The 24,903-nt window shown below is 73.9% G+C and carries 19 protein-coding genes; 6 read left to right on the top strand and 13 right to left on the bottom strand.

Annotated elements, in window-relative coordinates:
* Positions 1-11: 11 nt before the first annotated feature.
* Together ABZV78_RS06080 and ABZV78_RS06075 are read right to left on the bottom strand one after the other, a co-directional pair.
* On the bottom strand, positions 12-3,347 hold the full coding sequence (locus ABZV78_RS06080; RefSeq protein ID WP_355635763.1) for a S8 family serine peptidase: 3,336 nt from the start codon (positions 3,345-3,347) through the stop codon (positions 12-14).
* Positions 3,348-3,435: 88 nt separating this feature from the next.
* Positions 3,436-4,143 (bottom strand): hypothetical protein, encoded by a 708-nt coding sequence (locus ABZV78_RS06075; RefSeq protein ID WP_355635761.1) that lies wholly within the window; start codon positions 4,141-4,143, stop codon positions 3,436-3,438.
* A gap of 254 nt (positions 4,144-4,397) precedes the next feature.
* Between ABZV78_RS06075 and ABZV78_RS06070 the strand changes: the two genes are divergently transcribed.
* Complete coding sequence (locus ABZV78_RS06070; protein WP_355635759.1) at positions 4,398-4,793, top strand: DoxX family protein; 396 nt, start codon at positions 4,398-4,400, stop codon at positions 4,791-4,793.
* A 64-nt stretch (positions 4,794-4,857) separates the two neighbouring features.
* Here the strand turns inward: ABZV78_RS06070 and ABZV78_RS06065 are convergent, their stop codons facing one another.
* Positions 4,858-5,823 (bottom strand): zinc metalloprotease, encoded by a 966-nt coding sequence (locus tag ABZV78_RS06065; protein ID WP_355635757.1) that lies wholly within the window; start codon positions 5,821-5,823, stop codon positions 4,858-4,860.
* A gap of 233 nt (positions 5,824-6,056) precedes the next feature.
* Here ABZV78_RS06065 and ABZV78_RS06060 point away from each other — a divergent pair, with 233 nt between their 5' ends.
* Positions 6,057-6,992 (top strand): hypothetical protein, encoded by a 936-nt coding sequence (locus ABZV78_RS06060; RefSeq protein WP_355635755.1) that lies wholly within the window; start codon positions 6,057-6,059, stop codon positions 6,990-6,992.
* Between the two features lie 18 nt (positions 6,993-7,010).
* On the opposite strand, the gene ABZV78_RS06055 is transcribed toward ABZV78_RS06060, so the two are convergent.
* The 10 genes from ABZV78_RS06055 to ABZV78_RS06010 form a co-directional block, all read right to left on the bottom strand.
* The gene (locus ABZV78_RS06055; RefSeq protein WP_355635753.1) at positions 7,011-8,687 is read right to left on the bottom strand and encodes a glycosyltransferase family 39 protein; all 1,677 of its coding nucleotides are present in this window, start codon (positions 8,685-8,687) and stop codon (positions 7,011-7,013) included.
* Between the two features lie 154 nt (positions 8,688-8,841).
* The gene (locus tag ABZV78_RS06050; protein ID WP_355635752.1) at positions 8,842-11,589 is read right to left on the bottom strand and encodes a hypothetical protein; all 2,748 of its coding nucleotides are present in this window, start codon (positions 11,587-11,589) and stop codon (positions 8,842-8,844) included.
* Positions 11,589-12,734: a Gfo/Idh/MocA family oxidoreductase gene (locus ABZV78_RS06045; protein ID WP_355635750.1), complete on the bottom strand. Its 1,146-nt coding sequence runs from the start codon at positions 12,732-12,734 to the stop codon at positions 11,589-11,591. The genes ABZV78_RS06050 and ABZV78_RS06045 overlap by 1 nt, the downstream gene beginning before the upstream one ends.
* Entirely contained in the window at positions 12,731-13,642 is a 912-nt protein-coding gene (locus ABZV78_RS06040; protein ID WP_355635748.1) for a sugar phosphate isomerase/epimerase, read from the bottom strand. Before ABZV78_RS06040 ends, ABZV78_RS06045 begins: the two co-directional genes overlap by 4 nt.
* Positions 13,633-14,841 carry a CehA/McbA family metallohydrolase gene (locus ABZV78_RS06035; protein ID WP_355635746.1) on the bottom strand — a complete coding sequence of 403 codons (1,209 nt, stop codon included), beginning with the start codon at positions 14,839-14,841 and terminating at the stop codon, positions 13,633-13,635. Before ABZV78_RS06035 ends, ABZV78_RS06040 begins: the two co-directional genes overlap by 10 nt.
* A 2-nt stretch (positions 14,842-14,843) precedes the next feature.
* Entirely contained in the window at positions 14,844-16,004 is a 1,161-nt protein-coding gene (locus tag ABZV78_RS06030) for an ABC transporter ATP-binding protein (protein WP_355635744.1), read from the bottom strand.
* Positions 16,004-16,882, bottom strand: coding sequence for a carbohydrate ABC transporter permease (locus ABZV78_RS06025; RefSeq protein ID WP_355635742.1), 879 nt, complete (start codon positions 16,880-16,882; stop codon positions 16,004-16,006). Before ABZV78_RS06025 ends, ABZV78_RS06030 begins: the two co-directional genes overlap by 1 nt.
* A complete protein-coding gene (locus tag ABZV78_RS06020; RefSeq protein ID WP_355635741.1) occupies positions 16,879-17,793 on the bottom strand; it encodes a sugar ABC transporter permease in 915 nt (304 codons plus the stop codon). Before ABZV78_RS06020 ends, ABZV78_RS06025 begins: the two co-directional genes overlap by 4 nt.
* Before the next feature lie 7 nt (positions 17,794-17,800).
* Positions 17,801-19,198 (bottom strand): extracellular solute-binding protein, encoded by a 1,398-nt coding sequence (locus tag ABZV78_RS06015; RefSeq protein ID WP_355635739.1) that lies wholly within the window; start codon positions 19,196-19,198, stop codon positions 17,801-17,803.
* Between the two features lie 154 nt (positions 19,199-19,352).
* Complete coding sequence (locus ABZV78_RS06010) at positions 19,353-20,090, bottom strand: GntR family transcriptional regulator (RefSeq protein ID WP_355635737.1); 738 nt, start codon at positions 20,088-20,090, stop codon at positions 19,353-19,355.
* Positions 20,091-20,278: 188 nt separating this feature from the next.
* Here ABZV78_RS06010 and iolC point away from each other — a divergent pair, with 188 nt between their 5' ends.
* Genes iolC through iolD form a run of 4 tightly spaced genes read left to right on the top strand, consistent with a single transcriptional unit; the run spans position 20,279 to position 24,883 of the window.
* Positions 20,279-21,262 (top strand): 5-dehydro-2-deoxygluconokinase, encoded by a 984-nt coding sequence (iolC, locus tag ABZV78_RS06005; protein ID WP_355635735.1) that lies wholly within the window; start codon positions 20,279-20,281, stop codon positions 21,260-21,262.
* Positions 21,259-22,146 carry an aldolase gene (locus ABZV78_RS06000; RefSeq protein ID WP_355635734.1) on the top strand — a complete coding sequence of 296 codons (888 nt, stop codon included), beginning with the start codon at positions 21,259-21,261 and terminating at the stop codon, positions 22,144-22,146. The genes iolC and ABZV78_RS06000 overlap by 4 nt, the downstream gene beginning before the upstream one ends.
* Positions 22,143-23,039: a 5-deoxy-glucuronate isomerase gene (gene iolB / locus ABZV78_RS05995; protein WP_355635732.1), complete on the top strand. Its 897-nt coding sequence runs from the start codon at positions 22,143-22,145 to the stop codon at positions 23,037-23,039. The genes ABZV78_RS06000 and iolB overlap by 4 nt, the downstream gene beginning before the upstream one ends.
* On the top strand, positions 23,039-24,883 hold the full coding sequence (gene iolD, locus ABZV78_RS05990) for a 3D-(3,5/4)-trihydroxycyclohexane-1,2-dione acylhydrolase (decyclizing) (protein WP_355635730.1): 1,845 nt from the start codon (positions 23,039-23,041) through the stop codon (positions 24,881-24,883). The genes iolB and iolD overlap by 1 nt, the downstream gene beginning before the upstream one ends.
* Positions 24,884-24,903 lie beyond the last annotated feature (20 nt).

Genomic DNA, 24,903 nt, shown 5'->3' with positions numbered 1-24,903 from the left:
GGGGCCCATCGTCAGTACCGGTAGGCGCGGATGACGGTCTGCTTGACCGTGTTGCCGCTGGTGTCCGTCGCGGCGGCCCGCAGCGAGACGAAACCGGCGCCGGCCGGGTTGCGCACCCAGGCCACCGCCTTCTCGCCGGACCGCTGCACGGTCAGCCGCTGCCAGGTCTTGCCGTCGTCGAAGGACGCCTCGACGGTCAGGGCCCTGGTCCGGCCCGGCGCCGCCCCGATCTGACGGTCGAGCGAGACCGGGATCGCGAACAGCCGGCCCGCCGGCGCCCGGTTGTCGATGTCGAGCTCCGGGCTGTACCGGATCGCCGTCATCGGCAGCTTCACCAGCTCGCCGTCGCCCACGTGCGCGGACGTGAAGGTCCACTCCGCGTCGACCACCGTCGACAGGGTGAACTCCGGGTCGCTGCGGAAGGTCGCGGCCAGCCGGTAGTCACCCTTCTCGGCGGGCACGTCCCACACCCAGGGCGCCTGGTTCGCGTCGCCGATCTTGACCCCGTCGCGGTAGAGGCTGATCTCCACGCTGCCGCCGCGAACATGCCGGAAGCCCATGTGCCCGGTGCCGTCGCCGTGCAGCGGCCCCGGCCCGCCCAGCGTGTCGCCCCAGTAGCGGGTGGCGAACTGCTGGCCGAAGTTCGGCTCCGGGAAGACCGGCCCGGCGACCCCGTTGGCCCATTTCACGTCGTACGTCCGCCCGGGCTTGAAACTGGTCCACGCCGACTCGTAGTAGGTGTACCTCAGCTGGGACGAGGTCGACTGCCACACCGCCTGCTTGTCCTGGTTGTAGTACTCGGTGACGGTGCTCGGCACGTCGTAGGTGAAGCTCGGCGGGATGTTGCGCTCGTCCCGGTAGACCGGCGAGTTGCCCGGTGCGTGCGCGACGGCGGTCCGCGACACCGGCACGCCGGCCACGTCCGCGCTGACCCGGGAGCGGACCGTGGCGAAGTCGCCCGCGCGCAGCTTGCGGGTCAGCCCGGTCATCATCTTCTCCGGCTCGTAGAGGTAGACCCGATAGGCGTACGGGCTGTTGTGCAGGCTGCCGTCCTCGGCCACCTGCCCCCACATCCCGTTGACGTAGGAGACGAAGCCGGGCGTCCTGCCGGCCCCGATCTGCGCGGTCCGCAGGTGATCGAAGGGAAGGCCCATCAGCACGCCGAACGGGTCGTTGCTGCCCCAGATCTGCGGCTGCTCGGTCCGGATCGTCCAGCCGAACTCCTGGTGGACCGCGGTGGCCTTCGGGTTCGGCACCGACACCGCGACCGGCTTCGCCAGGCGGGCGTCCATGGTGAGCGCCTGGTCCGTGGTCAGGTCGAGGCCCGGGCGCATCAGCGACGTGATGTGCGGGAGGAACGGGTCGCCGGTCAACAGGTAGGTCTCGACCAGGTAGCGGCCCGCGCGGACCTGGTAGGTGGTGGTCGCGGGGTCGTCGAACACCATGACGGTCTGCCGGTCCAGGTCGGTCAGGAGGGTCACCCACCCCTGGTCGGGGGTGGGCGCTCCGCCGTCCGGCCCGACGAGCTTGAGGCTCAGCCGGTGGCGGGCGACGTCGAGCGCGACCGGGGTCTGCACCTGCGCGCCGCCGCCGGTGGCGGTCACCTCACCGCCGAAGTAGCGGTCGGGCAGGTCGGCGCCGGCCTGGACGGTGACGGTCACGCTGGCCGTGCCACCCGCCGGGACCGTCACCGAGGAGGCGCTGAGGCCGAACAGGCCGGCCGGCGCCGGGGCGCCGTCGGCATCCTTGGCGTCGAGGGAGACCGCCAGGGTGAGGGCGGACGAGCCGCCGTTCGCGTACGTGATCGTGCGCTGCTGCGCGGTGGTGGTCCGCTCGAAGGCGACGCTGACCGGGCTCGCCGTGACGGTCTGCCGGGTCGCCCGGGCGACGTCGAGGAATCCGGCGCCCTGCTCGTAGACACCGATGGTGGCGCTCGGCTGCGCGGCCGCCATCAGGGTGGACTTGATCCGCTCCGGCGCCCAGTCCGGGTGCTGCTGCGTCAGGATCGCCGCCGCGCCGGCCACGTGCGGAGTCGCCATCGAGGTGCCGTTGAGGCTGGCGTACTGCGGGTTCTCGCCGTTCGGCCACAGGTCGGAGGTCGAGCTGCGGGCGGCGACGATGCCGACGCCGGGCGCGGTGACGTCCGGCTTGATGCCGGCGTCGCCCGCGCGCGGACCCCGGCTCGAGAATTCGGCCAGCTCGCCCGTCTTGGTCACGGCGCCCACGGTCAGCGCCTCGGACACGCTGCCGGGCGAGTTCACCGTCGACTCGCCGGCCTCGCCGCTGTTGCCCGCGGCGACGACGAAGAGCACGCCGTAGCGGTGGGTGAGGTCGGCCAGGGCCGCCTCGATGGGGTCGGTCTCCGGGCTGTCCGGGCCGCCGAGGCTCATGTTGGCGACCTTGACGCCCTGCTGCGCCGCCCAGGTCATGCCGGCCAGGATCGCCGACTCCGGGCAGCCCTCCGCCATGCAGACCTTGGCGCTGTAGAGGGTCGCGCCGGGCGCCATGCCCTTGAAGCGGCCCTGCGACGCGGCCCCGCTGCCGACGATCGTGGAGGCGACGTGGGTGCCGTGGCCGACCCGGTCGAGGGCGTCCGGGTCGGCGGAGAAGTTCTCCGCGGCGGCGACGTGGCCGGCCAGGTCGGGGTGGGTCTGGTCGACGCCGGTGTCGATCACGCCGACCTTCACCCCCGTCCCGGTCCAGCCGGCCTGCCAGGCCTGCGGCGCCCCGGTCATCGGGACGCTGACGTCGAGGGTGGGGTGGCGCAGCCCGTCGAGCCAGATCTTGTCGAACCCGGCCCGCAGCTGCCGCTCGGTGCCGGGGGCGGCGGAGGTGACGGTGTTCCAGAAGGACACCGCGTCGGCCCGGCTCTCCGCGACGGCGCGCGCCCCGGAGAGCTCCCGGGTGGTCCGGGCGCCGGCGAGACCGGCGGGGGCGGCGCCGCGGTGCTGCACGATGAGCGGCAGGGTGGCCCGGGTGTCGTCGTAGCCGAAGTCGACCAGCATCGAGACGTCGAAGAGCCGCTCGTCGAGCTTGCCCCGGTTGAGCAGGCCGACGGCGTCGGCGGGGATGACCCGCACGTCCTTGCCGGCGCTGTGGGTGATGAACGGGATCCGTTCCCGTCCCTTGCCCGGCACGACGTCGACGGTCGTCCGGCCGTTCACGGTGCCGAGGTGGACGGTGTCGCCGGTGAGCAGAGTGACCGTCCGGGGCTTGGACGCGACCGCGGGTGGGGTCGCCGGCTTCGCGGCCCGGGGCTGCGCCGCGGCGGGCGTACCGCCCGGAGCCACCGCCGAGACGCCCAGCACCACCAGTGCCAGCGCCGATAACTTGCGAACTGAACGCATGATTCTCCCTGGATGAACGCGAGAGGTATCCAGGTGCTCCCGACGTGACCGGCGGGTGAAAGTTCATCAGGTGTGACCTGGGTCACTGTCATGCGGGATCGAGCGGTCCGGGGGAGCTGTTGCGATGTCTGGCGCGTACGAGACGGGGACGCCATCGCGTCGCAGGCCGGCCACTGTCCAGGCGCCCGGTAAGTCCTCCTGCCAGCCAGCACAGGGCGACCGTTGCGAGGAGGCCCACGAGCCCGGCGAGACCCACCTGCCAGAAGCGGGCTTCCGCAACCTTTTCCGGGGTTTCGGGTGCGATGACGTCGCCGGGGTCCACCAGCACCGTCATCGTCTCGCCGACGGCGAATTCCTCCCAGCCCCGGCACAACTCGCCGAAGAGGGGGCTGCCGTCGGTGCGCTGCAGCCGGTAGCAGTGCTGGTCGTCGCTGCTCCCGCGGTTGAGATAGCGCCCGGCGTCGTGGTCCACGACCGTCGCCACCACCGGTTCCCCTCGCAGGTCCAGCACGGTGAGCCGCGGGGCGAACATCATCGCGATCATCCACAGGAGGGACGCGACGAACGCGGCCATCACGACGGCCTTCACCACGAGCGACGCGGTTGTCCACACCTCTTCGCTCAACACGAGCCGGCTGGCCACCAGCACGGCTGCCACTGTCGCGAGGACCGGCAGCCACTCCGACCAGGCGAACAGATCGGCGAGCGCGGCCACCCCGCCGGGCGCCGTGAAGCACGCGATCAACCAGAGCCGGTGGCGACGCGTGATGCCGCCCGGAGAGCGCGAAGGTACCACGGGCTGGATTGTGGACCGGGCTGGCAAGGGGCAACTTCCGGACCGGTGACGGACACCAGAGCGCGGACGCCGATCCGCGCCCTGTGAAGTCCTCGATCGGTGGCGCAGGCCACACAGCCGCGCTGTCACAGGAAACGGTTGGCCGGCATCTCCATGTCAGTCAGAAGGCCGCGTCATCGCGGTGACCGCCGCCATGCTCCGCTGCCGGGACGGTCGCCGGCGGCGCGGATCGTCAACGCTGCAAGGAGATCCTCATGAACCCCGCGCTGAACCTCACGCTGTGGATCGTCGCCGGAGTGCTGGCCGCCGTCCTCCTGGTCAGCACCTCGAAGATGTTCGTACCCAGGGAGAAGATGGCCGCCGTGGGCCACGCGGCGGAATGGGTCCTGGATTTCAGCCCCGCCGCCCTCCGGGTCATCGGAGCCCTCGAGCTGCTGGCCGCGGCGGGCCTGATCCTGCCCGGCGTACTGGACATCGCTCCGGTTGTGGTGCCCGTGACCGCCACCTGTGTGGCGGTGCTGTTCGTCGGCGCGGCGGCCATGCGCCTCCGCCGTGGCGAGCGGGTGACGATCGCGCCAGACCTGGTCTATCTCGCCTTGGCCGCCTTTGTGGCGTGGGGCCGCTTCGGCCCCGGGTCCTTCACTGGCTGACCGGCGCCGGGGTTGACGAGTCGCTGACGCGGCCCGCCAACCCCGACTGGTGCCGTCCTAGCTCTTACTGCTTCCCGCCACCGGACCGGAACGCGACCCAGGCGTCGCTCATCCGGTCCGCCTGTCCGGCGGTGAACATGTCCATGCAGGAGTCCTGCGTGTAGTCCATGAAGTTGTGGATCGGGTCCAGCCCGGGCGCCGTGCAGGTGTCCGCACCCACCGGGCAGTTGAACTGCGGCGCCGCCTCCCGCGGGGTGTCCGCGACGTAGTCGCCGGAAGCGGAGCAGCCGTGCGCGAAGGTGTGCTCCAGCATCAGCCAGTGCCCGACCTCGTGCGTCAGCGTGTCACCCAGGGCGTACTTGCCCGCCGTGCCGCCCGGCATCGACTCGTCCAGCATCACCACGCCGTCGATGTAGTCCCGGCCGTTGTTGTAGCCCTTCGGGAAGTAGGCCCAGCCGAGGAGCCCACCGCCGATGTTGGCCGCGTACACGTTGAGGGTGCGGGCGTCGCCGGTGTAGAGCGCCTGCTTCATGTCCCGCTCGTTCTTGCCGGGCACGACCGTGTACCAGTCGCTGTTCACGGTCCACGTCGTGTTCACGAGGGAGAACCGGAACGGCGTGTCGGAGGCGTTCGCCGCCGTCTGACCCGCGAACGAGTCGTTGAGCACCTTCATCTGGGCTGCGATGAGGGTGTTCCACCTGGTCGTCTCGGCCGCGCTGAGGGCGTGGTCGGAGACCATGTGGAAGACGGTGGGGATGGTGACGCTGCCGTTGGGCAGGCGCGGCGAGTCCTTGATCACGCCGTAGGCGTTCGCCTCGTTCTTGGAGTAGAGCTCCGGCTCCTTCGCGGTGGCGCCCTCGCTCACCCGCGCCGCGCTGTGCCCGCCGGCACCCGGCTCACACGCCGTCACGCCCGCGGAGGAGGTCACGGGCGCCGCCGTGACGGCCGCCGCCGAGGCTCCACCGGCCGCCAGGAACGTCGCGGCGGTGGCGGTCAGGACCGCCAGTTGGAACGTCGGTCTTCTGTGCATCCTTGCACCTTTCGCCGGGGGATGGATCACCGAGCGTGATGGACGGGGTTGCCGCCAGCAGGCCGGTGACATGGTCGTCCCGGTATGAGAACACGTCGTTGACCTGAGCAACAGGACTTAACAGGCAGGGTTGGGCCAGACCTCCGACACGACGCCGGCCCCCGGCGGGTGACAGGCCGCCTTCCGGCATGGGAGCCTACCCGTCGGTAACCTCCTCGACGGAAGGCAGCGACATGGCGGACATCATGGACGTGACGGATCCCGGCTGGCAGCGGCCGGCGGCGCTCGATCCGGCCGTGGTGCGCCGCGCCTGGCGGGTGACCGAGCCCCTGCACGGGATGATCTACTTCGTGCCGGAGGCGCACGAGCGGTATGCCGCCCTCGGCCTCCCGGAGCCGGCCGGCTACTTCGCCTCCCGCGCGGCCGCCCTGGGGCCCGTCGGCCCCGGCCCGGTGGTCGCCACCTTCTTCAACTTCAACCCGGACCTCGTCGCCCGGGTGCTGCCGGCCGCCTGGCAGCGGGCCACGCCGGCCGCCGTGCTGGCCGCCCGGCTGGAGGCCGCCGACGCGGCCCTGACCCGGGCGCTCGGCGACGCGGTGCACGGCCCGGAGATGGTCGAGGCCGCCGGGCTGGCCCGTCGCGCCGCCGAGTCCGCCGCCGCCCACCCGGAGGGGCGGCCGCTGTCCGCCGCCCACGCCGCGCTGCCCTGGCCGGAGCAGCCGCACCTGATCCTCTGGCAGGCCCAGACGGTCCTACGGGAGTTCCGCGGCGACGGGCACGTCGCCGCCCTGGTGCTCGCCGGCCTGACCGGGTTGGAGGCGCTGGTGCTGCACGCCGCGTCCGGCGAGGTGCCGGTCCGCTTCCTGCGCCGCACCCGGGGCTGGACCGGCGACCAGTGGGCCGCCGCGGTCGAGCGGCTGCGTGGGCGCGGGCTGATCGAGGGCGCCGAGCCGGCCCTGACCGACGCCGGACGGGCGCAGCGCGCGTGGCTCGAGGCGGCCACCGACCGGCTCGCCACGCCCGCGTACGCGGTGCTCGGCGTCGACGGGTGCGCCCGTCTCGCCGAGTTGACCCGGCCGATGAGCCGGGCCGTGGTCGACGCCGGGCTGCTCAACGTCGACAACGCCGTGCCGCCGCGCGCCGACCTGCCGGCCTCCCGCTCCGCGTGAGCCCGGCAGGTCGGTCGGTCAGCGGGGCCGCGGCGTGAGCAGCGAGACGCTCACGTCGGAGAACCGGTCCACGTGCGTCACCACGAACCGGGCGCGCAGCATCTCCTCGACCTCGGGCTTCATGCCGGCGTACGAGGAGATCTTGTAGGAGGCGGGCTTCGTGTTGACCAGCCAGATCCGGGCCCGGGTGTTGAGGCACCGGCCCTCCGCGCAGGCGGAGCCGTAGGTCGGCTTCGCCTGACCCTCCACCGCCTGGAACGCCTCTCCCAGCCGGGGGTGCTCCGGCAGGTAGTAGCGGACGCTGTCGCTCGCCCACCACGGGAACGGGCCGGTGAACGCCAACAGGTCACCGGGCCGCGCCTGCCGCTCGATCACGGCGGCCACCGACCGCAGGTCGGGCTCGAACTGGGTGACCGGGGCACGCACCGCAACGTGCGTGCTGAGCCCGACGAGCAGCACGAACACCGGCACCGCCACGGTCAGCGTGGTCAGCTGCCGGGCGACCACCTGCACCCCGGCGGCGGCCAGCAGGCACCACGCGGGCAGCACGAACAGCAGGTAGCGCTCGGTGAACAGCAACATGACCGGGGTCAGCGCCCACAACAGGGCCAGCGGGCCGAGGGCCCAGCAGACGAGGTACGCCACCCGCCGGCCGCCGCCGGCGCAGCCCAGGGCGGCCAGCCCCAGCAGGACGCCACCGACTCCGATCGAGCCCGGCAGGCCCAGCACCCAGTCGCTGAGCTCCGCCGGGGGGACCGGCTTGATCCAGGCGATCTGGCCCCGCTGGCCGGCACTGAGCAGCACCAGCGGAGACAGTGCGGCGAGGCCCGCCGCCGTGGCGCCCAGCCACCAGGCGACCGGCTGCCACCTTCTCGTGCCGCGCGCGTGCAGCGCGACCAGCACGCCGTGCGCGACGAGGACGACCAGCGCGATCAGGTGCAGGTAGCCGGCCAGGGCCAGGGACGCGGCGTACCAGGCCCAGACCGCGCGGGAGTGCCGCTGCGTCCCCCGCACCACGAATACCCCGGCCAGGGCCACCGCCGCGATCACCAGGCCGTACGGCCGGGCCTCCTGGCCGTACCGGGTCACCGTCGGCAGGAGGCCGACCAGCGCGCCGGCCAGCAGCCCCACCCGCGGGCCGTACAGCATCCGGCCCTGCACCGTCGTCAACGCCGCCGCGACGGCCACCGCGATCGCCGAGGGCAGTCGCAGCGCCACCTCCGAGTCGCCGAAGAGCCGCACCCAGAAGTGCATCCCCAGGTAGTACGGCAGCAGCACGAGGTCACGGTGCTGCACGAGGTCGTAGAGCTCGCCGAGCCGCAGCCGGGCGGCGTCCAGGGTCGCGAGCTCGTCCCGCCAGATCTGGCGACGGCCCAGCCCGATCAGCACGACGGCGAAGGCCAGCGCGCCGGACACCAGCGGCAGCACCGCCGGGGCCCGCCACCACACCCGCGTGCCGGGCGAACCGCCGGCCTCGACCGGTTCCCGCGGCTCCGCGGCGGCCACCGGCGCCGGGGTCTCCGTCGTGCCCACCGGCGGGTGGGCCGCGGCGTCGCGGGCCGGGCTGCCGGAGTCGGCCGAGCCGGCGGACCGCGCCGCCCGCCAGGGCATCGGGATCTCCGCGGTGGCCGAGTTCGGGTCCACGGAAAAGCGGTCCCCGGACTGCACCTCGTCGGTGGCGTTCCCCGCACTCACTTCCGGCACCCCGTTCTTGATCGTCGGCCGGGCGGGAGCGTAGCAGTCACGGATCGGCTCAGGTGCCCGCCGAACGACCACTGACCTCGGCCGATCGGCGGTACGCCCGGCCGTGGTGATCTACTCGTGGAGGGCGGCAGCGCGGCGCCCGCGGTCAGGTCAGGTCGAGTTGCACCGTGGCGATCTCCCAGGCCCGCAGCGGCAGCCGGACCAGCCCGTCACCGTCGACCGCGATCGGCTCGCCGGCCCGGCCGAGCAGGTCGGCCCGCCACGCCCCGCGAACCGTCGCACCGCCGAGCACGGCGGTGGTGTCGATCGGGGTCTGCGCCACCAGCCGCACCTCGGTGCGGCCGGCCCGGTCCCGGACGCTCGTCACCGCGACACCGGGGCCGTCGACGGCGAGCCCGGTCGCCGGCGCGGGCAGCGCGGCGCCCGGGTCGGCGGTGCCGGGGAAGGCCAGCAGTTCGTGCCGGTACGCCTCGGCCGCCGCCAGCACCCCCGCCTCATGCCAGGCGCCCCGGTACGGCAGCACCGCCAGATCGACGGTGCGGGTGCCGCGGCACTGCGCCTCGGGCGTCGGCAGCTGCGGACCGGCGGGCTCGTCGCGCAGGGCGTGCCGGTTGCGCGACAGCATCCCGATCGACCGCAGCACGGTGACCGCCAGCTCGCGGCCGGAGTCGGTCAGCTCGTACTCGGTGGGCTGGGTCAGCAGCACGGCCAGCGCGCCGTCCGGACCGCCCGCCGCGACGAACCCGTTGGCCGGGAAGGTGGGCAGCGGCACCTCACCGCCACCGCCCTCCGCGGTCAGGCCGCGCGCCACGACGGCGAACTGGCCCTCGGCGTACGAGGTGTCGGCCGGTGACGGCAGCGGCAGGTGCAGCCGGACCCGGTGGTCGTCGCAGCGGTTGTCGAACTCGACGCGCAGCCGGACGAAGGGTTCGCCGCGGCGCAGCTCGACCCGGGTGGTCACGGTGATCGGTTCGCGGTCCACGGCACGGGAGCCGACGTCGACGTCCGCGGCCACCGGCCACCGGTACTCGCGTACGACGTCCAGGACGGCCACCAGTGGCCCGTCGTGGCGCACCACGGCCCGCACCGCCCGCGGCTTGTCGACCAGTTCGTCGGCGGCCGGCGGGGCGTAGTTGTAGCTGTCGCCCACGTCGCCGCCGTCGACGATCCGGCCGACCCCGTCCACGGTCACCCCGTCCGGGGTGGACAGGGCCAGCGTGCCGTCCTCGGCGACGTCGACCCGCAGCAGGCCGTTGTCGAGGCTGCGGCCGGCCACCGTGACCGGGTCCGACGCGGGAGTCGCGGTCGCCGGGAGCGGCACCGGCCGGACCGCGGCGTGCCCGAGCGGTGGCACGTCCACCAGGGCGGCGACGGTGGCCCGGGGAGCGGCGACGATCCGGACCCGCCATCGGTCGGGCTGCCCGGCGGCGGCCAGCGCCAGCCGGACGTCCGCCACGTCGAAGGCCGGGTCGCCGTGCCGGGCCACCTCGAAGGTGAGAGTGGCGTCGTCGGGCGAGACCGACCAGGCGGTGATCTCCTGGCCGTAGAGCTCCCGGCCGTGCACCCGGGTGAGCACGGCCGGCAGGTCGGCCGCCGGCACCACGTCGTCGGCGAGCAGCGTGCGGGCCCGGTCGAGGACCTGGGCGGCCAAGCTGCGGCCGGCGGCGTCGGCGAGCGCCACGGTGCCGTCGGCCGGCGCCTCGACGTCCAGGCGCACCAGGGCGGTACGGGCCGCCGGGGTGGGATTGAACAGCAGGTAGCCGTCCCGGGGCACGGTGGCCGACAGCCGCGCGCCGACCAGGTCGCAGACCGCACGGCCGAGCTGGTCGGCCTCGGCGAGGCGGGCGGCGACCTGCTCGGCGGTCTCGTCGCAGCCGCAGCCGGTCACCGAGTCGTGGCAGCTGGCGTCGATCAGCCGGGTCCAGGCCATGTCGAGGAAGCGCTGCACCGACGCGTCGTGGGTCAAGGCGGCGAGCGGTTCGGCGTACCGTTCGACGCGCCGCTCGGCGCGGTTCATCGCCTGCTTGAGGTGGGCGCGGACGGAGATCACGCCGGGCAGGATGTTGGCCCGGGCGTGCGAGCGCAGCTCGCCGCGGACGACCGGCAGGCCGTCGACCGTGGCCGGTTGGGTGGCGAAGTACTCGGCGAGGGTGCCCAGCCGCAGCCGGGTGCCGGCGACGTCGGCGGTGGCCAGCAGGTCGGGGGCGTCCGGCGCCGGGGCGGCGTGGTCGGTGCCGTACATGGCCAGGACCGGGGTGTCGTCGCCGGCCGGGCGCCATCCGGCGAGCCGGTCGGCGAGGTCGCCGGCCCGCCGGGTGACCTGCGCGGCGTCGTCCATCAGCCCGGCGGCGTTGCCGTAGCCGCCGGGCAGGTACTGGGTGCGGACGGTGGTGCCGTCGGGCGCCTGCCAGGCGAAGGCGTGGTGGTGCACCCGCTCGGGCACGCCCCGGAAAACGCAGGCGTGGGCCAGCCCGGCGCCGGCCAGGATCTGCGGCATCTGGGCGATGTGGCCGAACATGTCGGGCAGGTAGCCGACCGGCATGGCCCCGCCCAGGTCGGCGCTGCGGGCCAGCCCGCGTTCCAGGTTGCGGACGATGTTCTCCCCGGAGCAGAGGAACTCGTCGAGCAGGATCTGCCAGGGGCCCACCGACAGCCGGCCGGCGCGGACCAGGTCGATCACCTGCTCCCGCCGCTCCGGGCGGACCTCCAGGTAGTCGTCGACCGCGGCGAGCTGCCCGTCGAGGGTGAACCGCTGCCGCGGGTCGCGCTCCATCCGGTCGAACACCTCGTCCAGCAGCGCCACCAGCCGCAGCCGGAACCGCTGGAACGGCTCGTACCACTCGCGGTCCCAGTGGGTGTGCGGCACCGCGATGATCTCGGTCGGTCGTGTCATCAGTTCGCCGCCTCTCCGCCGATCGCCGTCCCGGTCAGCGCACCGTAGCGGCGTACCACCTGCTGGCTGGTCCGTACGTCGGCCGCGCCCTCGGCGATGTCGGTCAGCGGGGCGGCGCCCGCGGTGACCATCGCGTGGAACGCGACGAGTTCCTGCTCGAACGCCTCGGTCACCGACCGGTACGCGGCCCGCCGCTCGCCACCGCCGTGCTCGTCCACCACGGTCAGCGTGGTCGGCGCGTTCAGCAGGTACGGCGAGGGGAACACCAGCTCCAGGGAGCCACTGGCGTGGTGCAGGGTGACCGTCTCCCGGTAGGCGGGGTAGTCCGGCAGGTTGAGCCACCGGATGCCGTAGCGGGCGCCGCCCGGCAGCCGCCCGCTGATCTCCACCGACGGCTCGGCCGGGCCGGCCGGGGTGAGCGGCCAGGTGGCCACCTGCTCCACGGTGGCCGGCGCCCCGGTGAACAGCCGCAGCAGGGACAGGTCGTGCGAGATGCTGTTGATCAGGATCTGGTAGAGGGTGCGGGCGCCCGGGTCGGCGCCGACGGCCGCGTCGAGCAGCCTGCGGTCGGCGGCGGCCAGCCGGGCGACCTCCTCGGCCGGGACGTCGCCGGGGGTCGGGGGCAGCTTGGCGAAGCGCAGCTGACGGTCACCGCCGGCGTGCAGCACGGTCACCTCGACGGCGTGCACCCGCTCCGCGCCGCCGAGTTCGGCCAGCAGCCGCGCGGCCTCGGCCACCGCCGGGTCGTACTGCTTCATGTAGCCGACCATCAGCGGCGCGCCGCCGGCGCCCAGCTCGGCCAGCCGGGCCGTCTCGGCGAGCGTGTAGGCCAGCGGCTTCTCGCAGAGCACCGGCAGGCCGGCCCGTAGCGCCAGCGCGGCCAGTTCACCGTGCGAGCCGGAGGTGGCCAGCAGGACCGCGTCGCAGCCGCCGTCGGTCACCATCCGCGTCGCGTCGGTGTAGCGCCGGGCGGGCTCGACGCCGTAGCGCTCGCCCAGCTCGGACACCCGGGACGGCGACAGGTCGGCCAGCGCGACGATCTCGAACAGGTCGGCGCGCCGTTGCAGCAGCGGCAGGTGCACGGTGCGGGCGATGATGCCCAGCCCGGCCACCGCGATCCGGATCCGCTTGCCGGGCTCGGTCATCCCAGCGCCTCCTCGAGCCACCGCCGGTTGGCGTGCTGGTCGGCGCGGATCCGGTCCAGGTCCCGGCCGTCCTCGGGGGCGTCCTGCTCGACCACGAGCCAGCCGGTGTAGCCGATGGCGTCGAGACCGGCGAGCACCCCGGCGAGATCGACGTCGCCGCGGCCCAGCGCGCAGAAGCCGCCGGCGGCGACCACGTCCATGAGGCCGCCACCGGCCGCCCGGACCCGGGCGTGGGCGGCGAGGTCGGCGTCCTTCAGGTGTACCTGGCCGATCCGCCCGGCCCAGCGGCGGACCGCCGCCACCGGGTCACCGCCGGCCAGCGTCAGGTGCCCGGTGTCCAGGCAGATGGCGATGTCGGTCAGTTCGAGCAGCCGGTCGGCCTCCGCCTCGGTCTCCACGTCGGTGCCGAGGTGGTAGTGGAAGACCGGTTCCAGGCCGCGCTCGCGGCACCGGTCGGCGGCCTGCTGCACCCGGGCGGCGAAGTCGGGCCAGGCCGCGGCGGGCAGCGCCGACGCCAGGTCGGTCGGGGCGCCGGGTCGGGCCATCCGGGCCGGGTTGCCGGGGCAGGCCAGGGTCGGCCGGGGCGCGAACCGGGCGTCGTCGGCCGGAGCGGCGGTGAACACGTCGAGCGCGGCGTCGAGCTGGGTCAGGTCCGCGGCGAAGCCGGCCGCGTCGGCGAAGCGCAGGTCGACCCAGCCGCCCGCGAGCCCGATACCGGCCGCGGCCAGCCGTCGGGCGAGCGTCCCGCCGGTGCCGAGGTAGCCGATCGGGCCGGAGTCCACCCCGGTGTAGCCGTCGCGGGCCAGCGCCGCGAGCAGGTCGTCGGGGCCGACGGGTGCGCCGGTGGGCTGGTAGATGCCGTAGTTGACGGGGGCGCCGGCCACCCGGGTACGTCCGGTCAGCTGCACAGTGCGATCACCTCCATGCGGTGGGACTCCAGGACGTGCAGTCCGTCGCCGGCCGGCAGCAGGCACCGGTCACCGCGGACCAGCCGGTGCCGACCGTCCGGGTAGGCCAGCAGCGCGCCGTCGGCGTCGAGCGCCAGCAGTTCGTCACCGAGGCGCAGCAGCAGCGGCCCGTCGGGGTCGGCGGAGACGGCGGTACGGCCGCCGCGCAGCGCGTCCAGCACGGCGTCGACGGGTGCCGTGTCGCGGTCGGCGAGCACCCAGGTGGTGGGGGAGCCGGGCGGCGCGTCGTCGCCGGGGCGGTGGAAGTCGCTGCCGCCGACCGCCACGACGTCGGGCCGCCACGCCCGCGCCCAGGCGAGGGGGGCGCCCCAGGTGCGGTCCCACCAGCCGGAGTGCCACACCTCGACCAGCGGGGTGCGCTCGGTCAGCGGCTGGCGCCACGCGCAGTCACCGCCGAGGGGGTGGTTGACCGACATGAGCCCGCCGTCGCGCCGGGCGGCGGCGAACCACTCGTCCGGCGGGCAGCGGAAGTCGACCCAGCCCACCGGTCCGAACACGTTGGCGTGCCCTCGGTCGGTGGTCACCTCCTGGCCGGGCAGCAGGGTGACGCCGTAGCGGGCGGAGGCGGCCGGCAGCCACGGGTGGTGGCTGACGGTGTTGTGGTCGGTGACGGCGAGGAAGTCCAGGCCCCGGCCGGCGGCGAGCGCGGCCAGCTCGTCGATGGTCTGCGCGCCGTCGCTGTGCACGGTGTGCGCGTGCAGGTCACCGGCGAGCCAGCGCCGGCCGTCGACGCCGGGCAGGTCGCGGCGGGGTGGGCGGTCGGGGCGGGGTGGCGCCGCCGGGGCGGGCGGCGCGGGCGGCGGTGTGGTGCCGGTGGTGGCGGTGACCTCGTAGTCCAGCCCGTCGGGTGGGATGCGGTGCAGCCGCAGCAGCACCTGCCACTCGCCGGGTTCCAGCTCGCCCGGCAGGTAGCCGGGGGTGGCCCAGTCGGCGGTGACGGTGTAGCCGTCGCGGGCGCCGCCCGACCAGCCGCGGAAGCCGTCCGGCCCGATGCAGCCCAGGTCGAGCACCCCGGCCTCGCGGGGGTAGTCCAGCCGGACGGTGAGCGCGGCGGTGCCGGGCGCCACGGTGACCGGCAGGGTCCGCAGCACGTCGTCGGCGCGGTCCTGCAGGGTCCACCTGCCGCGGTGCACGGCCATGCTCAGCTCCGCGCCGCGGCGTCGGCGCGGGGGGCCGGCACGCCGGCCGGGGCTGTGGCGGTGACCAGGTTCCCGTCGCGGTAGAGCAGCGACCGGCCGGGGCGGGGCACCACCCAGCCGGTGTCGCCGGGTTCGGGCTCGCCGCCCTCGGCCACGACGACCTGCACGCTGGTCCGTCCCGCGCCGGTGTCGTCGCCCGCCTCGGTGTCGTCGGCGGCCACGTCCAGGGAGACCAGGGAGACGCTGCCCAGGTTCTCCACGACGACGACCTCGCCGGTCAGCGCGCTGGCGACCGGGGTGGGGGAGTAGTCGAGGTATTCGGGACGGATTCCGTAGACCAGCCGCTCGCCGTCGGTGACCTGGCCGTGCGCGTCGTTTGGCAGCGGCAGCCGGGCCGGGCCCACGGCCAGCCCGTCGCCCTGCACCCGCGTGTCGACCAGGTTCATCGGGGTGGAGCCGATGAAGCCGGCGACGAAGGTGTTGGCGGGGCGGCGGAACACCTCGGTGGGGGTGCCGACCTGGCGGATCCGGCCGCCCTCCATCACCGCGATCCGGTCGGCCAGGGCGAGCGCCTCGGCCTGGTCGTGGGTGACGAAGACGGTGGTGACGCCGAGTTCCCGCTGCAGGCGCTTGAGGAAGGTGCGGGCCTCCAGCCGCAGCCGGGCGTCGAGGTTGGACAGCGGCTCGTCGAGCAGGAACACCTGCGGGTGGCAGGCCATCGCCCGGGCCAGGGCGACGCGTTGCTGCTGGCCGCCGGAGAGCTGTCCCGGACGGCGCTCCAGCAGCCCGGAGAGCCCGAGTTCGTCGGCGGTGTCGGCGGCCTTGCTGCCGCGGCTGCGCCGGTCGACCTTCTTGATCCGCAGCGGGTAGGCGATGTTGTCCCGCACGGTCATGTGCGGGAAGAGGGCGTAGTCCTGGAAGACCATGGCCACGTCGCGCTTGCCCGGCGGCAGGTTGGTGACGTCGCGCTCGCCGATCCGCACGCTGCCGCCGGAGGCGACCTCCAGCCCGGCGATGGTGCGCAGCAGGGTGGTCTTGCCGCAGCCGGACGGGCCGAGCAGGGCGAAGAACTCGCCGTCGGCGATCTCCAGGTCGAGGGCGTCCAGGGCGCGTACCCCGCCGGGGTAGACCTTGGTCAGCTCGCGCATGGTGATGGCGGACATCAGCGCTTGATCCCTCCGTGGAAGCGGAACCCGTATCGGCTGCTGACGAAGACGAACATGAGCGCCACCGGCAGCGAGTAGAGCAGCGAGAAGGTGGAGAGCAGCCGCAGGTCGGCCTGCCCGCCCTCGGTGTAGAGGGTGTACATGATCACCGCGGCGGGGGCCTTGTCCGGCCCGCGCAGCAGCAGGAACGGCACCAGGAAGTTGCCCCAGACGTTGGCCACCGCCCACACCCCGACGGTGGCCAGGCCGGGACGGACCAGCGGCACCACGATGTGCCGCATGATCTGCAACGGGCTGGCGCCGAAGACCCGGGCCGACTCCTCGTAGGACGTCGGCGTGGAGTCCATGAAGTCCTTGAGGATGAAGATCGCCGCCGGCAGCAGCCCGCCGCTGAGGATCAGGATGACGCCGAGCCGGGAGTCGATCAGGTTGAGCCGGAAGGCCAACTCGAAAAGCGGCACCATGGTGGCGGTGCCGGTGACGATCGACGACAGCAGCAGCAGGCCGTAGAGCAGCGCGTCGCGGCCGGGCACCCGGACCCGACTCAGCGCGTACGCGGCGAGCGCGGCGAAGGTCACCACCAGCGCCGCGGTGCCGGCGGCCAGGTAGACCGAGTTGAGCAGCGAGCTCAGCGCGTACGGGTTGTCCAGCAGGGCCCGGAAGTTGTCCAGGGTGAACCGCGGCAGCGAGGCGGTGATGGTCGGGGTGTCGTCGAACGGGGCGGTGGCCAGCCACAGCAGCGGCAGCGCGAAGAAGCCCAGCACGGCGCAGAGGAACGTGTAGCGGCCGATCTGGGCGAGCAGGTGGCGTACCGCGAAGGTGGACCGCTCACCGGTCGGTTCGGTGGTGGGCGCGGGCGCCGCGGTGGTGGTCACGCCGCCTCCTTCCGCCGGCCCAGCATGCGCAGGTAGACCAGCGCGATGACCAGGTTGATCAGCAGCATGATGAACGAGATGGCGGCGCCGAAGCCGAGTTCGCCGCCGGCGAGCGCCACCTTGTAGACGTAGACCGGCAGGATCTCCGAGCGCTGCTCGGGCCCGCCCGCGGTGATCAGGAACGGCGCGAAGTCGTTGAACGTCCAGAGGCTGATCAGGAGCAGGTTGGTCAGCACGTGCCCGCGGATGCGGGGGAAGACCACGTCGCGCAGTTGCTGCCAGGTCGAGGCGCCGGCCAGCCGGGCGGTCTCCAGGTGCGAGCGGGGGACGTTCTCCAGCGCGGCGGCGTAGAGCATCATCGAGAACGCGGTGCCGCGCCAGGTGTTGAAGATGATGATCGACAGCATGGGATGGTCCAGCAGCCAGGCCGTGCCGGGGATGCCGAGCAGCGCGTTGAGCGTGCCGCCGTCCCGGTCGAGCAGGGCGATCCAGAGGAAGGCGACCACCGAGCTGGGCAGGATCCAGGAGAGCAGGACGAAACCCTCGACCACCCGGCGCAGCGGGCCGCGGCGGTCGCGCAGCGCGAACGCGATGGCGAAGCCCAGCCCGGCCTGGCCGATCACCGCCGAGCCGAGCACGAACTGCAGCGTGAGCAGCAGCGAGTTGGTGAACCGCTCGTCGCCCAGCGCCCGCGTGTAGTTGTCCAGCCCGACGACCTCGGGATGGGCGGCGGCCAGGCCGGTCAGCCGGTAGTTGGTCACGCCCAGGTAGATCGTCCAGGCCGCCGGCACCACCAGGAAGACCAGGATGAGCACCATGGCCGGGACGAGGAACCCGGTGGCCCGGGCCCGGCCGAGGCCGGCGGCGTCGGGGGCCGGGGAGGCGCCCGTGGCCGGACGCCTCCCCTCCACCACCTGATCAGGAGGTGACGTTACCTGGGCCACCGACGATCCCTTCCACCTTCTTCTGGTACGCGGTGGCCGCCTCGTCGGCGCTCTTGCCCGCGGCGGCCGCGGCGGTCGCCTCCTGGAGCGCCACCGACACCTGCGGGTACACCGCCAGCGGCGGCCGGTACGCGGTCACCGGCAGCACCTTGTCGGTGATGAAGCTCAGCATCGGGTCGCCCGCGAGGACCTCCTTGTTGACGTCGGACCGCGCGGTGATCCGCTTCTCGCCGGCGAGTTCGGCCTTGACGCCCTCCGCCGAGTGCATGAACGACAGCAGTTCCCACGCCTGCGAGGGGAACTTCGAGTTGGGGTTGAGCACCCGGACGCCGCCACCGGACATGCTGACGAAGTCCTGCCCGCGGATGCCGGCGCCGGGCTGCTTGGCGGGGATCATCGCAAAGCCGACGGTGGTGTCCCGGTCGGCCATCTTGGCGATGCCGTCCTTCGGGTTGACGACGCTGCGCCAGAAGTAGTCACCCTCGCCGAGGATGCCGATCTTGCCGGCGGCGAACTCGGCGAACGACTTGTCGCGCCCCTTGGCCTCCTGCTGGAGCTTGGGGTCGCCCAGGCCGCCACCGTAGACCTTGGTGTAGAAGTCGAGCATGTCCTTGACCGGCTGGGTGGCGCCGGACCACTTGCCGTCCTTGTAGATCTCGCCGCCGGCGCCGACCAGCAGCGGCAGCGCGCCCTGCATGGAGGTGGCCTCGCCCATCGCGGTGCCGGCGTTGATCTGGATCGGGGTCACCCCGGGCAGCGCCTTGAGCTTGGCGCCGGCGTCGAGGATCTCCTGCCAGCTCTTGGGCTGCCAGTCGGCGGGCAGGCCGGCCTGGGCGAAGAGCTTCTTGTTGTAGTAGAGGACCCGGCCGTCGGTGCCGAGCGGGATGCCGTAGCGCTTGTTCTCGAACGAGCCGAGGCCCTGCACGGTCTCCGGGATCTGGGACCAGCCCTCCCAGGAGTCGACCTGGCCCCCGGCCACCTCGGACAGTGGCTTGAGGTACCCGGCCTGGGCGAACTCGCCGACCCAGATGCCGTCCACGGCGATCACGTCGGCGCCGCCCTTGGAGCGCAGGTCCAGGGCCAGCTTCGTCTTGTACTGCTCGTCGTCGACACCGCTCGGCACGAACGTCACCTTGGCGGTGACGCCCTTGGCCTTCTGCGCCTCGACGAACTTGGGGATGACCCATTTCTCGATCCACTCCGCGCCGGCGGAGTTCTTGCCACCGACGATGGAGTTGGCGGAGATGGTGAGGGTGATGTTCTTGGCGTCCTTGCCGGCGGGCTCGTCCGAGCCGCCGCAGGCCGTGGCGGTGAGGGCGACGGCGGTGAGCGCGGCGAGCACGCCCGCGGCGCGTCTCGGCTTGGCTGACATGGGCTGTTTCCCTTCGCAAGGAGAGACTTCGAAGAGACTCGGGAGGTCGCCCCGCCGGCCGCAGGTCCGCCGCCGGCGGTGCTTGCGGCCACAATGTCATGACAGCCTGACGACGTAAATACCTGTCACTGAAATGAGCGCGAAACATTCACCGTCACCGCTCGGCGACGGTCACCTCGAGGGAGTAGCGGCTGGCCCGGTAGATGTGCGCGCCGTGCTCGACGTAGCGGCCCTGGTCGTCGTACGCGGTGCGGGTCATGGTGAGCAGCGGCGCGCCGCGCCGCTCGCCGAGCATCTGCGCCTCGGCGGCGGTGGCGGCCCGCGCCCCGATCCGCTGGTGGGCGCCCCGGATCCGCCGTCCACCGGCGCGCAGGATCGCGTAGAGGCCGTCGGCCTGCAGCGCCGCCATGGTGAGCCGCGGCAGGTCGACCGGGAGCCAGTTCTCCATCAGCGCGAGGGGTTCCCCGTCGGAGAAGCGCAGCCGGCGCAGGTGCTGCACCTCGCCGCCGGGTGGCACGCCGAGCGCCGCGGCGACCGCAGGCGGGCAGGCCACGGTGGCCAGCTCCAGCACCGAGGTGGACGGCCGCTGGCCGGCCCGGACCAGGTCGTCGTGCAGGCTGGTCAGCTCCACGGCCCGGCGGACCTCGCCCCGGACCACCTGGGTGCCCACGCCGCGCCGGCGGACGATCAGTCCCTTGTCGACCAGGTGCTGGATGGCCTGCCGCACGGTGGGCCGGGACAGCCCGAGCCGGTCGGCGAGTTGCAACTCGCTGTCCAGGCGGTCCCCCGGGGCCAGGTCACCGCGCTGGATCGCCGCGGCGAACTGCTCCGCGACCTGGAAGTAGAGCGGGACCGGGCTGCTGCGGTCGACCGCGATCTCGGGGCCGGTCACGGAGCCTCCTCGCTGTGGCTGCGCGGGATCGGGCGTGCTGATGGCCGCCACTGTACCGAAGCGATCACCGAGCGCAGAGCACGGATGTCATGACAACACATTGACACAACTCATGGAGCACTGTTACCAATCAGGGACGGGATCGAGCTGGCGGACACGCCGACGCCGGCCGGGACGGAGGGCGCCGCATGCTCGATGTGCTCACCATCGGCCGGGTCGGGGTGGACATCTATCCGTTGCAGGTCGCCACGCCGCTGGCCGAGGTCGAGACGTTCGGCAGGTTCCTCGGCGGCAGCCCCACCAACGTGGCGGTCGCGGCCAGCCGGCAGGGGTTGCGCGCCGGGGTGATCACCCGCACCGGCGCCGACGCGTTCGCCGGCTACGTGCACCGGGCGCTGCGCGAGTTCGGTGTGGACGACAGCCAGGTCCGCCCGGTCGACGGGCTGCCCACCCCGATCACCTTCTGCGAGATCTTCCCGCCGGACCACTTCCCGCTCTGGTTCTACCGCACCCCGACCGCCCCCGACCTGCAGATCCGCCCCGAGGAACTGGACCTGGACGCGATCGTCTCGGCCCGGGTCTTCTGGCTCACCGGCACCGGCCTGTGCCAGCAGCCCAGCCGCGATGCGCACACCGCCGCGCTCGCGGCCCGGGCCGGCCGCCCGCACACCGTGCTGGACCTGGACTATCGGCCGATGTTCTGGCCCGACCCGGCGGCCGCGACCGCCGCCGTCGCCGAGGCGCTGCCCCAGGTCACCGTCGCCGTCGGCAACCTCGACGAGGTGGAGATCGCGGTCGGCACCCGCGACCCGGACCGGGCCGCCGAGCTGCTGCTCGAACGCGGGCCCCGGCTCGCCGTGGTCAAGCTCGGCCCGGCGGGCGTGCTGGCCCGCACCGCGGAGCAGAGCGTACGGGTGCCGCCGGTGCCGGTGGACGTGGTCAACGGGCTGGGCGCCGGCGACGCGTTCGGCGGCGCGCTCTGCCTGGGGCTGCTGCGCGGCTGGCCGCTGGAGCGGACGCTGCGCTTCGCCAACGCCGCCGGCGCGATCGTCGCCTCCCGCCTGGCCTGCTCCGCCGCCATGCCCGACTACGCCGAGACCGCGGCGCTGGCCGGGGACGCCGCACCGCGCCCGGCGTCGTCGACCGCCGTCCTGACAGGAGAAAACCGGTGAGCACCGAGTACGACGCGCTGACCCGCACCCGCGCGCACCGGCCGCAGGCGATCGCCGAAGCCGCCGCCCGCCGTACCCGTCGGCCCTGGCCCGAACCCGGCCGGCCGCTGTTCGTCATCGCCGCCGACCACCCGGCCCGTGGCGCCCTCGGGGTGCGGGACCGGCCGATGGCCATGGCCGGGCGGGTGGACCTGCTCGACCGGCTGCGCGTGGCGCTGTCCCGGCCCGGCGTCGACGGTGTGCTCGGCACCCCGGACATCCTGGAGGACCTGCTGCTGCTCGGGGCGCTGGAGAACCGGCTGGCCATCGGCTCGATGAACCGCGGCGGCCTCTCCGGCGCCACCTTCGAGCTCGACGACCGGTTCACCGCCTACGACGCCGACAGCATCGCCGCCATGCGCTACGACGGCGGCAAGATGCTCTGCCGGATCGACCCGGACGACCCGGCCACCGCCTCCACCCTCCAGGCGTGCGCCCAGGCGGTCACCGCCCTGGCCGCGCACCGCACGGTGGCCCTGGTCGAACCGCTCTGGGTGGCCCGCGACGGCGGCCGGGTGAGCGCCGACCTGCGCCCGGAGGCGGTCATCAAGGGCGTCAGCGTCGGGCAGGCGCTCGGCGCGACCAGCGCGTACACCTGGCTGAAGCTGCCGGCCGTCGACGAGATGGAGCGGGTCATGGCCGCGACCACGCTGCCGGTCCTGCTCCTCGGCGGCGACCCGGTGGAGGCGCCGGACGTGGTCTACGCCCGGTGGGCGCGGGCGCTGCGGCTGCCCGGCGTGCGCGGCCTGGTGGTCGGCCGGGCCCTGCTCTACCCGCCCGACGACGACGTGGCCGCCGCGGTGGACCTGGCCGGCTCGCTGCTGCCCACCGGGCAGGACGCGTGAGGACCGGCGACGCCCACCTGCCCTGGGGCGGCACCGCCCGCGCGCCGTGGGCGCTGGAGGTCACCCCGGAGCGGGCCGGCTGGACCTACGCCGGGCTGCGGGTGCTCACCCTGCCTTCCGGCGGCGAGGTCAGCTTCGCCACCGGCGACGAGGAGATGCTGGTCCTGCCGCTGGCCGGCACGGCCACCGTGCACTGCGACGGGCTGCGACTGGCCCTGACCGGACGGCCGTCGGTGTTCGCCGCGGTCACCGACTTCGCCTACCTGCCCCGGGACGCCGAGGTGACGGTCCGCGGCGCGGGACGCTTCGCGCTGCCGTCGGCGCGGGCCACCCGCCGCCTGTCGCCCCGCTACGGCGCGGCCCGGGACGTGCCGGTGGAACTGCGCGGCGCCGGGCCGGCCAGCCGGCAGGTCAACAACTTCTGCGCGCCGGACGCGTTCGACTGCGACCGGCTGGTCGCCGTGGAGGTGCTCACCCCCGGTGGCAACTGGTCGTCGTATCCGCCGCACAAGCACGAGCAGGACCGGGCCTACGAGGACGGGCGGGTGGAGGCCGCGCTGGAGGAGGTCTACTACTTCGAGGTCGCCGGCGGTGAGCCCGGCGAGGGCCCGGTGGGCTACCAGCGGGTCTACGGCACCGCCGACCGGCCGATCGACGTGCTCGCGGAGGTGCGCACCGGTGACGTGGTGCTCGTCCCCTACGGCTACCACGGGCCGTCGATGGCTGCACCGGGCTACGACCTGTACTACCTGAACGTGCTGGCCGGCCCCGGCGCCGCCCGGACCATGGCCTGTGTGGACGATCCCCGCCACGGCTGGATCCGGGGCAGCTGGGCCGGCCAACCGGTGGACCCGCGGCTGCCGCTGACCCGGCCCGGAACGAAAGAGGCGTGATGCCCAGGTTGACGGTGGCGCAGGCGGTGGTGGCGTTCCTGGCCCGGCAGTTCTCCGAACGCGACGGGCGGCGGCAACGGCTCGTCCCGGCCTGCTTCGGCATCTTCGGCCACGGCAATGTCGCCGGGCTCGGGGAGGCCCTGGCCGCCGCCGGCGCCGACCTGCCGTACCACCTCTGCCGCACCGAGCAGGGCATGGTGCACACGGCGGCGGCGTACGCCCGGATGACCGACCGGCTCAGCACCCTGGCCTGCACCACCTCGATCGGCCCCGGCGCGACCAACCTGGTCACCGGCGCCGCCGGCGCCACCATCAACCGGCTGCCGGTGCTGCTGCTGCCCGGCGACATCTTCGCCACCCGGGTGGCCAACCCGGTGCTGCAGGAGCTGGAGGACCCGCGCTCGCACGACATCAGCGTCACCGACGCGCTGCGGCCGGTCTCCCGCTACTGGGACCGGATCAACCGGCCGGAACAGCTCCCGGCGGCGCTGCTGGCCGCGATGCGGGTGCTCACCGACCCGGTCGAGACCGGCGCGGTCACCCTCGCCCTGCCGCAGGACGTGCAGGCCGAGGCGTGGGACTGGCCCGACGAGCTGTTCGCCGAACGGGTCTGGCACGTGCCGCGCCCCCGCCCCGACGAGGCGGCGCTGGCCCGGGCGGCCGGGATCGTGCGGGCGGCCCGCCGGCCGCTCGTGGTGGCCGGCGGCGGGGTGATCTACAGCGGGGCCACCGAGGCGCTGCGCCGGTTCGCCGAGGAGCACGGGGTGCCGGTGGCCGAGTCTCAGGCCGGCACCGGCGCGCTGCCCCACGACCACCCGCTCGCCCTCGGCGCGGTCGGCGTCACCGGCACCACCGCGGCCAACGAGATCGCGGCCGGCGCGGACGTGGTGATCGGGGTGGGCACCCGCTACAGCGACTTCACCACCGCCTCGGGCACCCTGTTCGGCGCCGAGGCGCGCTTCGTGAACCTCAACGTCACCGGCTTCGACGCGGCGAAACTGTCCGGCACGCAGGTCGTCGGCGACGCGCGGGAGAGCCTGTCCGCCCTCGACGCGGCCTGCGCCGGCTGGGCCACCGAACCGGGCTACCGGGAGTCGGTGGCGCGGCTGCGCGAGCGGTGGACGGCCGTGGCGGACCGCGCCCGGCACGCCGACCCGGACGAGCCGCCCACCCAGACCGCGGTGATCGGCGCGGTCAACGACGCCGCCGGCCCGCGCGGCGTGGTGGTGTGCGCCGCCGGGTCGATGCCCGGCGACCTGCACCGGCTGTGGCGCAGCGGCGACCCGAAGAGCTACCACGTCGAGTACGGCTACTCCTGCATGGGCTACGAGATCGCCGGCGGGATCGGAGTGAAGCTGGCCGCGCCGGAGCGCGAGGTGTTCGTGCTGGTCGGCGACGGGTCCTACCTGATGCTGCCGAGCGAGCTGGCCACCGCGGTCGCCGACGGCGTCAAGCTGGTCGTGGTGCTGGTCGACAACTCCGGCTTCGCCTCGATCGGCCGGCTGTCGGAGAGCGTCGGCGCGCACCGGCTCGGCACCGCCTACGCCGACCGCGCCGGGGCGCCGCTGCCGGTCGACCTCGGCGCCAACGCGGCCAGCCTCGGCGCCGAACTGATCCGGGTGTCCACCATGGCGCAGCTCCGCGCGGCCCTGGCGACGGCGAAGGCGGCCACCCGGACCACCGTGGTGCACGTGCGGACCGACCGGTTCGAGGCCGGGCCGGACGCCGGCGCCTGGTGGGACGTGCCGGTCGCCGAGGTCTCCACCACCGCCGAGGGGCGGGCCGCCCGGGCCGCGTACGAGGCGGGGCGCAAGACCCGGCACACCCACCTGCGTCCCGCCTGACCGGTCGTACGAGGTTGACG

The organism is Micromonospora sp. NPDC004540 (assembly GCF_040610095.1).
Classification (GTDB): domain Bacteria; phylum Actinomycetota; class Actinomycetes; order Mycobacteriales; family Micromonosporaceae; genus Micromonospora.
Note: the sequence above shows the minus strand (reverse complement) of the source record. Positions and strands in the feature narration are given on the sequence as shown.